General features: G+C 44.8%; 9 protein-coding genes. 1 reads left to right on the top strand and 8 read right to left on the bottom strand.

The features are described 5' to 3' along the window. A partial coding sequence (locus tag QVP94_RS17355) for an MlrC C-terminal domain-containing protein (RefSeq protein ID WP_288213307.1) occupies positions 1 to 522 on the top strand: 522 nt, incomplete at its 5' end. A 119-nt stretch (positions 523 to 641) separates the two neighbouring features. Here QVP94_RS17355 and metH read toward each other — a convergent pair. The 8 genes from metH to QVP94_RS17315 all read right to left on the bottom strand — a co-directional run. After that, on the bottom strand, positions 642 to 4,334 hold the full coding sequence (metH, locus tag QVP94_RS17350) for a methionine synthase (RefSeq protein WP_022193102.1): 3,693 nt from the start codon (positions 4,332 to 4,334) through the stop codon (positions 642 to 644). Beyond that, positions 4,327 to 5,286: a nucleoside recognition domain-containing protein gene (locus QVP94_RS17345; protein WP_022193101.1), complete on the bottom strand. Its 960-nt coding sequence runs from the start codon at positions 5,284 to 5,286 to the stop codon at positions 4,327 to 4,329. Before QVP94_RS17345 ends, metH begins: the two co-directional genes overlap by 8 nt. 6 nt (positions 5,287 to 5,292) lie before the next feature. Then, positions 5,293 to 5,754 carry an SsrA-binding protein SmpB gene (smpB, locus tag QVP94_RS17340; protein ID WP_005855460.1) on the bottom strand — a complete coding sequence of 154 codons (462 nt, stop codon included), beginning with the start codon at positions 5,752 to 5,754 and terminating at the stop codon, positions 5,293 to 5,295. A gap of 14 nt (positions 5,755 to 5,768) precedes the next feature. After that, entirely contained in the window at positions 5,769 to 6,335 is a 567-nt protein-coding gene (locus QVP94_RS17335) for a YIP1 family protein (protein WP_022193100.1), read from the bottom strand. Positions 6,336 to 6,368: 33 nt separating this feature from the next. Beyond that, positions 6,369 to 7,118, bottom strand: a complete 750-nt coding sequence (locus QVP94_RS17330) for a BFO_2992 family lipoprotein (protein ID WP_170104871.1) — start codon at positions 7,116 to 7,118, stop codon at positions 6,369 to 6,371. 5 nt (positions 7,119 to 7,123) lie between these two features. Beyond that, positions 7,124 to 7,885 (bottom strand): BFO_2992 family lipoprotein, encoded by a 762-nt coding sequence (locus QVP94_RS17325; RefSeq protein ID WP_022193098.1) that lies wholly within the window; start codon positions 7,883 to 7,885, stop codon positions 7,124 to 7,126. 128 nt (positions 7,886 to 8,013) lie between these two features. Beyond that, the gene (locus tag QVP94_RS17320; protein WP_005865187.1) at positions 8,014 to 8,787 is read right to left on the bottom strand and encodes a BFO_2992 family lipoprotein; all 774 of its coding nucleotides are present in this window, start codon (positions 8,785 to 8,787) and stop codon (positions 8,014 to 8,016) included. Positions 8,788 to 8,842: 55 nt separating this feature from the next. Further along, positions 8,843 to 9,779, bottom strand: a 937-nt coding sequence (locus tag QVP94_RS17315; protein WP_288213306.1) for a porin family protein, incomplete at its 5' end; no start/stop codon positions are given.

Below are 9,779 nucleotides of genomic sequence, written 5' to 3'. Positions count from 1 at the left end.
AAGGGAAAGAGCGTTCTTTATTGCTCCATCCCGGGAGAAGAAGTGGTTAAGCAGGCACGTAAGGTCGGCGTAGGCGGACACGTAGAAGGCATGGTAGGTGCCATGGTCGATAATTCCTACGAAGGTCCCGTGAAATTGTCGGGTACCGTGGTTTATGTCAGTCCGGAAGAAGACAAGAACGCGGAATCATGGAGACGGAAAAGAGATATCGCTATCGTAAAGACCGGAAGCGTTTATGTGGTAGTAGGCACATCGTCTCCCACTCCAAACCTAGAGGGTTCAGGAATTGACCCGAAGGAAATGGATATCGTAATGGTTAAACAGGGTTACCTTGTAACCCAATGGTACAATATACAAGCGGATTGGGTGATGGCTTTTACAAGGGGAGGCGTGGATCAGGACTTCAAGAAGCTTCCCTATAAGAATATCGTGAGACCGATGTTCCCGATCGATCCAGACATGGCTGATCCGGAATTGAACGTTATCATGGTTCCTTCCGCCAAGCATTACTATGGCAGATAGATCGTATTGATCGATTTTTTACTGCAATGCCTATGCAGTGTTACTGCAATAGGTGTTGCAGTATTACTGCACAGGCATTGCAGCATCACTGCAACCCGGGTTGCAGTGATGCTACTAAATTATCCTATATTCCTACTCAATAACTTTCGGACTTGCTCCTCCGTTAAATTCCGGCGGCTCGCATAATCTCTCATCTGCTCCTCATCGATAGAACCGATCATGAAATATTGAGAAGAGGGATGGGCAATATAAATCCCACTAACCGAAGCCGTAGGATACATGGCACCATTCTCGGTTAACGAAACACCAATTCGCGACATATCGAGCAATCCATCCAATGTGAAATTCAATAATTGATCCGGTAGAGAAGGGTAACCGATAGCCGGACGGATTCCTTGGTATTTCACCTTGTAAAGATCCGGGATAGACAAGGATTCGTCTTTAGCATATCCCCAATATTCTTTACGTACTTTCTCATGAAGATATTCGGCTGTAGCTTCCGCTAGGCGATCGGTCAAGGTTTGCAGCAACATTGAATTATAGGTATCGCCTTCTTCCTCAAATTTATCCTTCAAACAATCAGCGCCAGCTCCAGCGGTAACGACAAACGCCCCTACATAATCAGTTCGCTCCTCGGAAACCGGTATTACATAATCGGAAAGACATTTATAAATATTTTCCTCTTTTTTTACTTGCTGACGTAATAAAGGCAGCGCTATATCACCCATTCGGATCGTATCCCCTTCACTATTCGCTGAGAAAAATCCGTAAATCGCTTTACAATATTCAACCTTCATATTGACCAGCCGATCCAATAACCTAACAGCATCCTTGTATAATTGCATCGCCTCGGTAGCCTTCGCACGATCTTTTTCCGGGAATCCGGCCAACCAAGAGGCACGACAAGAATCGCAACCATGTATCTGGGAGATTTCCGAGAAACGGCCATTCAATTTCCATGCGCTAAAAAAGAAGGTCCAGTGGATATAAGGAATCACTTCTTCCAAGGGGATATAAGGGATAACATGTACCCCCATCCGGGCCGGAACAACCGGTGTATACCCGGTCCAATCTATTTCTATCGGATGCTTACGAGCCTCTGAAAGAGAAGCCAAGGTCTCTTTCTTCTGCCCTAAAGAGGCACGCAAGACTTCTTGTTCTTGTTCCAACTCCCTGATATAAGCGTCACGGGTATCTGGATTCAATAGTTTGGCGGCGATCAACGGATTCTGTGAGGCATCCAGCACATGAATCACCGGATAATCATAATGCGGAGCGATCTTCACCGCCGTATGCAATTTGGAGGTCGTAGCGCCACCCACCATCATAGGAATCGTAAGTCCCGCTTTCTGCATCTCGTCCGCAACATGCGCCATCTCTTCTAAAGAAGGGGTTATCAGGCCGGATAAGCAAACCAGATCCGGTTTCTCCTCGATCGCTTTCTTTATGATCACATCTGCGGGAACCATTACCCCTAAATCAATCACCTCGTAGTTATTACAAGACAATACGATAGAGACGATATTCTTACCGATATCATGTACATCCCCTTTTACCGTAGCGAAAATCACTTTACCGGCCTTCGCAGAGCCGGAAGCTTTCTTTTCAGACTCAATGGCCGGTTGTAAAATAGCCACGGCCTTTTTCATCGTACGTGCGGTCTTCACGACTTGAGGGAGAAACATCTTTCCGGCACCGAATAACTCGCCGACCTTATTCATTCCGCTCATTAACGGACCGTCAATTATATCCACGGCATGCGGATAAATCCGCAAGGCTTCTTGTAAATCGTCCTCCAAATAGTCTCCGATCCCTTTGATTAAGGCATGTTCCAAACGCTCCTTCAATGAAAGCTCACGCCAAGCCTCATGCTTCTCCGGAGTTTCTCCGGAAGCTTGAACATGTAAATTTTGAGCATAAGTAATTAATTCCTCGGCAGCTTCCGGACGGCGTGCCAAGATCACGTCTTCCAACAAGGTACGGAACTCCGGCTCTATATCCTCATAAAGTACGGAGGTAGACGGATTCACGATACCCATATCCATCCCCTTCCCGATCGCATGATATAGAAATACGGAATGCATAGCCTCGCGTACATGATTGTTCCCCCGGAAAGAGAAAGATAAATTACTTACACCACCACTCACCTTCGCACCCGGCAAGTTCTTCTTGATCCATTCAACGGCACGGATAAACGCCAGACCATAGCCATTATGTTCCTCCATACCGGTAGCGATCGCCAATACATTCGGGTCAAAAATAATATCTTGGGGATTGAAATCGATCTTTTCAGTCAATAGGCGATAGGCCCGTTCACAAATCTCAATCTTTCTTTCATAGGTATCCGCCTGCCCCTTCTCATCGAAAGCCATCACGACCGCAGCCGCACCCAGTTGCTTAATACGGGCGGCATGTTTAAGGAAGACCTCCTCTCCTTCTTTCAAGGAGATGGAATTCACGATGCTCTTTCCTTGCACGCACATCAAGCCTTCCTCGATCACTTCCCATTTAGAAGAATCGATCATGACGGGTACACGGGCAATATCCGGTTCGGAGGCGATCAAGTTTAAGAATGTCTTCATTTCTTTCACGGCATCCAACATACCATCGTCCATATTGATATCGATCACTTGGGCGCCATCCTCCACTTGCTTACGAGCGATCGTCAACGCTTCCTCATAACTGCCTTCTTTTATCAAGCGTAAGAATTTCCGAGAACCGGCCACATTACAACGCTCTCCCACGTTCACGAAATTATTCTCCGGTTTCACCTCCAGCAGTTCCAAGCCCGACAGCCACAGGCAATCCGGTTTCGGAGCCGGGATATGCGGTTTAGCTCCTTTCACCAACTCCGGATACCGGGAGATATGCGCTGGAGTCGTTCCGCAACAGCCTCCGATAATGTTCACCAATCCCTCTTCCACAAAAGGCTTCACATGTTGGGCCATTTTATCCGGCGTCTCGTCATAGGTACCAAAACTATTCGGCAATCCGGCGTTCGGATAAGCGCTGATATAATAGGGGGCATACTTCGCCAACTCTTGTAAATAGGGCTTCATATCCGCCGCTCCGAAAGAGCAGTTTAAGCCAACCGAAACAATATGTGTATGCTGTATGGAAGCCAAGAAGGCCAATAAAGTCTGTCCGGAAAATGTTCGTCCACCTTGTGCGGACAAAGTCAAAGACAACATAATCGGCAGGTCTTTTTCTTTCTCTTTCAACACGACCTCAGCCGCTTCCAATCCCGCTTTTACGTTCAACGTATCGAATGTAGTCTCGAAAAGGATGATATCCACCCCGCCGTCAACAAGTCCCTCGACTTGCTCCTTGTAGGCATTATACAAATCTTTATAAGTGACGGCACGATAAGCGGGATCGCTTACATCCGGACTCATGGAAGCTGTCTTATTGGTAGGACCGATCGATCCGGCCACGAAGATCGTACGATCCGGATGCTCTGCCATATAGGTATCCGCCACTTCCCTCGACAATCGTCCGGCGGCTAGATTTATCTCACGTACATAGGCCTCCATCGCATAATCTGCCATGGAAATAGCATTCGCGTTAAACGTATTCGTAGCGAAGATATCCGCTCCCGCATCCAAATACTGACGATGAATAGACTGGATTACATCCGGGCGGGTGATACACAATAAATCATTGTTCCCCTTCAACTGTCCCGGAAAATCGGCGAAACGTTCGCCTCGGTAATCTTGTTCGTTTAGTTTGAAACTTTGGATCATGGTACCCATACCACCATCCAAGATCAAAATGCGCTCATTCAAGAGTCGCAGAAATCGTTCCTTATTCATAAATATGTTTTACCTTTCTTGCGTACATATAACTATATCCCCGGAGGATCCATACCACAGCGATGGCGAAAAACAGACGGGTAGGCACCACCCAAAGAACGGGTACCCCTATCGCGGCAAAGATGATCGTATCTTCCAACAGGGAATGGCACACGGCCAAATGATGGTTCAGCAAGTTGCCGTCACCGTAAGACAACTTCCTCTGCTCCATTTGCTCTACCATAATAGCCCCGCCATAAGCCAGTCCGACCACATTACCTACCAACCACAAAAAAGCGGCATCTTGAGGCAAGCCAAATAATCGCATCAGCGGAGAAAAGACCGAGGACAATCCTTTCATTAGATTAAACTCTTCCAATATATAATGAAGGATCATTAAAGCCGTAACAATTATCAAAATAGAAATCACCACCTTCATCGAGCTGGTAAACCAAAGTACGAATACTTCCAACCAATTATCGCATACAGCTGCGCTTTGAGCGATCCCGACCTGTCCCCATCCTTCATGGGGCATTACCCAATTCAAAAAAAAGGCGATCACGAAACTCATGATCAAACGGAGCAGCGTCATCTCCCAGAAAGAAGACCCGGTCTTTGCCTGTACGGAGGATTCTACCATTAGATTATGGGAAGTAAGGCACATCAATGCCAATATCGTAGCTTCACGGACTCCTAAAGACATCGAGGTGATCAAAGCGATCGGAGCATATAATGGGGAGAATATACTGGTTATAAAAATAATGGCTGTCTCCCCCGGCAGACCCACCAACGAGAACACGGGCACTAACCAATCCGAGATCTGACCTAATATTCCGGAATATTGCAATATACGGACCAATAAAGAAATAGGCAAAATAATCTTTAGCAGCCATAAACACGTCTTGCCTGCTTTAGGCAGAGCTTTCAGGATACATCCCCAAACCCTACCGATCACACCTTGCCCTGTTTCCATCTCGACTTATCGTTTGAAAGCCCGATCCATCTCCCGTCGGTCGTCACGTTCCCGGATGGAGTCTCGCTTATCATATTCCTTTTTACCTCGTGCGATCGCGACGACTACTTTCGCCAATCCTTTCTCATTGATAAACAAACGAGTGGGAACGATCGTAAAACCACTAGCACGAACCGCACCCTCGATCTTTCGTAATTCCTTTTTGGTAAGAAGTAATTTCCGGTCCCGCCGTGCGTTGTGATTATTGTACGTACCGTAAAAATATTCGGCGATGTACATATTCTTCACCCACAGTTCCCCTTTTTCCACGATACAAAACGTATCTACCAAACTCGCCTTCCCTAAACGGATCGATTTAATCTCCGTTCCGGTCAGTACGATCCCGGCCGTAAAAGTGTCGAGCAACTCGTAGTCGAACGTCGCCCGCTTATTCTTTATCTGTATGTTATTACTAATCTTCTCTTTCATCTTGTGTTATTCTGTCAAAAACTCAAACCGGGCATCAGCATCGATAACAAAATCTCGATAACTGCCGGAGTCAGTAATATAATGGCGGTTGTAAATCCTACGAACTTCAGACGGATCTTCTCCTCGACTCCCATATACGGACCAGCGCCTTCCCAAACAATATAGAATGTATAAAGGATAAATATCCGCAAGAAGAAAAACTCGGGAAGCAACATCAATACGATATTCAAAGCGAACATCAACGACGAGGAATACCCGACGAAGCGCAACCACAGTTTCAAGTCCTTCTCCCGTTTAAATAAACCTTGCCATATCTCGTTCATCAGATAAGCCCCGAGGTAAAAACCACCGAACGAGGACACCAATGTCCGGATAGACGACTTCAAGGCCAGCTCTAAATCAAACTCCTTCCGCGTAAACAATACGCCCAGAAAAGCCGCGACAGTAACGAAGCCGATCAAAGGATACACGAATCGGGATAAGAACTCCTCCTGCTTCTCTCCTTTTTTCGCTAACAAGACCCACGCCTTCGCCGGCTGTGAGATGATAGCGATTACCCACCTAAATATCTCCTTATACATCTCTGTTTACTTTTAAATAGCAAAAGTATATATTTAATTCGTAAAACGCAACGTAAATACGTCGGTAGCCCCCCAAACACATGCGGTTGTATCCGCATTATAGCGTTCGGCATAATTTATTTTAAAGTTTATCTCATTTTGCCCCTCCCTGCTCTCTATCGCTTTGGCTTGGTCCAAAAACTTATCGATCGTAAAAGCGGTCGTATTCACCCATTTCGTGGAATCGCCGGTGCCTCCCTCTTGGGTTACCCGAAGGTATAGGTTATAGACCCGTTGTCCGGTGCTGTCTTCTTCCACCTCCTGATCAGGATTATAAGATAAATTGAAAATATCCTTTTGGTCTACCTGATGATTTACATGTTGAGTTTGCAAGAAGAAACGTCCTTCCAAATAAATACTTTTCTTAAAGTCCAGCGTAACCAGACGCTCCTTGTCCAATACAACCGTAGTATCAGTCAATGTCTCATGCAAAGGCCATACAGCGACCGAATCATACTTATAAATCTCAGCGTTGTAAACACCATTGCCCAATTCCTCGCTAAAATTCGTCTTGAAATCAACCACGCAACAGTCACCCTCTTTCAAATCCGTCCGATTCTCAAACACAGAGGAAGAGACGATAAAGATCTCCCCTTGATCATCTGCCGTATAGATACATCGCATAGGATTCTCACGTATCACTCCTACTCGATGATAATTGATGGAATTACTTCCATCCCCCATACAAGAGGTCATTAAGAAAAACAAGGATAAAAATAAGCCGTATAAAATTCGCTTTCTCATCTTCTTTAGTTTATAAGTAAAGGATCCGTTACTCCCCATGTAAACTGGGTACTATCTTTCGGATTAATTTGATCGATATAATGAATCCGAACATACATATCCGCGTCGCGTCCACCTTGTTCTCGCATATCCTTGATAAAATTCGCCAGATTAAAGGCATTGATAACCGCGATAGCCTCCTCTGCCTTATCCTCCGGCTTTCCGGTCGTAGCGGCAGCCCGTAAATATAAGGAATATATAGATTTTCGATTTTCAACAACTGGTTGTTGAGTCGGATCATAAGTCAGTTGCCAATTTAAAGCCCGGTCTTTTGTTGTCCAACAGGCGGAAGGCAAAAACAAATAATCTTCCAATTTGACGTACAGAACAGAGTCGTTCGGATTAACCGCAAGTATCGGTTGCTCATTTGTCAATAGTTTATGCGTATCCGTAAGAGGACTCTCAGCGTTTTGCTGGTTAACGGCGGTTTCCCCTTGTATCGTCACCGTATAATACCCTTTTTGTTCCGCACCCGTATTTTCCGGCAAGCTAGGATCATAATCAAAACTCACCAACAAGCATTTACCCTCTGAGTATGAGCTCAGCTTCGTCGAATAGATCCAACCGAACCGGGTATTAGCCATCATCAACGCGCTATCTCCATGTTGACGAACCACAGCGGCGGTCGTTCCCGGATTATAGACGTTATTTATGTCTTTTAGGCAAGAAGTAAACAGACCCATGATAACCGCCACCCAGACAAAACCTATTAAATTCTTGTATCTCATTTCACAATACTCCTCTTAAAGTACGCAAAGATACGATCTTTACCCATATACATAAAAAAAACGGCAAAAAAATAGGGCGTATCGATAATCCTCTTATCGGTACGCCCTCAACTTCTATACTAATTTCTTTATGAGTTTTTCACGACTTGGAATAGAACGGTATAAGAAGCCCATTTCAAATCCGTACTATCTTTTTCATTAATCGTATTTAGATAATTGACCTTAAGATTAAAAGACTTTGAATCTTTATTAGCCTCAGCGCTATTCACAGACTCCAATACAGACTTAACATTAAACGCACGGACTTCTCCTATGGATGATGCAGCAGAACCTGTTCCGTCCGCTACTTTAGCGACACGCAAGAACAAGTCATATGTCGGGACATTATCCACCATAGTAGGCTCCTTTGAACGATCCCAATATAAAGTATAAGAATTTTTCTGATCCTTAAACATATCCATTGTTATAAAGAAGAATAAATAACCGTCTACATACACCCCATAGTCGCCATTGCTAAATAGGTTTTTTACAGGTATCTCATTCTGAAGTAAGCTGGCCGAATCTGGCACATTATAAAAGACTGGCTGTCCTTTTGTTATCTCATCTGCCACAGAGATTGTCGCTGTTAAATAACCATTTGTCGCCGCATTCGCATTCTCCGGAGAATTTAGGTCTAATTCATAGTTGATCAAGTAACAAGCTCCGTCAACTACTTGTGCCGATAAAGACGGAGAGTATAATGCTCCCATATTTGTATTCAGTACCGTTTTATATGTCTTTTCAGAAAGACCTGCGACACCAAAGCCGGCACGAGTCACCGTATTATTCGATTCTCCAAGACAAGAGGTCAACAACAATAATGACGCAGCCGCCGCTGCTCCAATTAATTTAAATGCTTTCATAATTCAATTTTTCTATTTTTAAGTATTTGTATTTACACTGTTAATCTATCGAGTATTAAAAACCAAAACGAAATCCAAACTGAAGGCTCATGTTAAACGGCTTCTCCGAATGGATGGTTTCGATCTCGCTACCATTATCAAAATAATAGCTAGCTCCCACCTCAGCGAAAGCGCTTACAAAACGGATAATCGGATAACTTACACCCGCACGGGCATTTACAGACCATAGCCATTCTTTCATTCGAATATGTTCACTTTGCTTTGCGATCTCTACCTCATCCGAGAATAATTTCATTCTACGTTTGCCAGCGACATTCACTTCCGCCATACCTCCGGCTGAGGCGTAAAACATAAAACGATTCCATTCCGCGATCTTATAAGTCAATGATAATGGAATTCCTATAAAATGCAATCGCTGATCATTCTCTATATGATACGTATTATTCGTACTCCACTCCGATCTTAAGTAAGAATAAGTTAATCCAGTCTGCAAAGAAAAACGATTATTCAAATAACGACTAATTGAGATCCCCACCCCAATAGGCGTCTTATGATGAATATCCGTCTTAGCAGGATCTTTCTTCTCCGCATCGAACGAATTTAAGCTCATCAGATTCTCACTCTTAAGCACGCTGCTATTCGTCACATACTGAGGGACCAGATTATCAGCGCCCATAGAAAGACCTCCACCTCCCATACCGAACCCCCATTTCCGGGACGCAGTCTTCTCCGGCTTCTTTTTAGCAACAGGAGTAGCATACGCGACAAGTACATCATTCTTGAGAACAACTATCTCATCATTATTCCTTTCAACCTCCGGCTCAACGGTATCTTTCTCATTCGCCGATCTATCAGCAGACATTACCTCCGACTCAGAAATAAGCCGATCCTCTGCGCTCTCTACATTTTGCCGGAACGCTGCCATCCTAGCCTTAGCTCCCACTTTAACCGCTCCAGATGCCGCTTTTGCCTTCACGACCGCAGCAGCAGGA

It is taken from the genome of Parabacteroides sp. CAG:2 (genome assembly GCF_000436315.1).
GTDB classification, from domain to species: domain Bacteria; phylum Bacteroidota; class Bacteroidia; order Bacteroidales; family Tannerellaceae; genus Parabacteroides; species Parabacteroides distasonis.
Note: the sequence above shows the minus strand (reverse complement) of the source record. Positions and strands in the feature narration are given on the sequence as shown.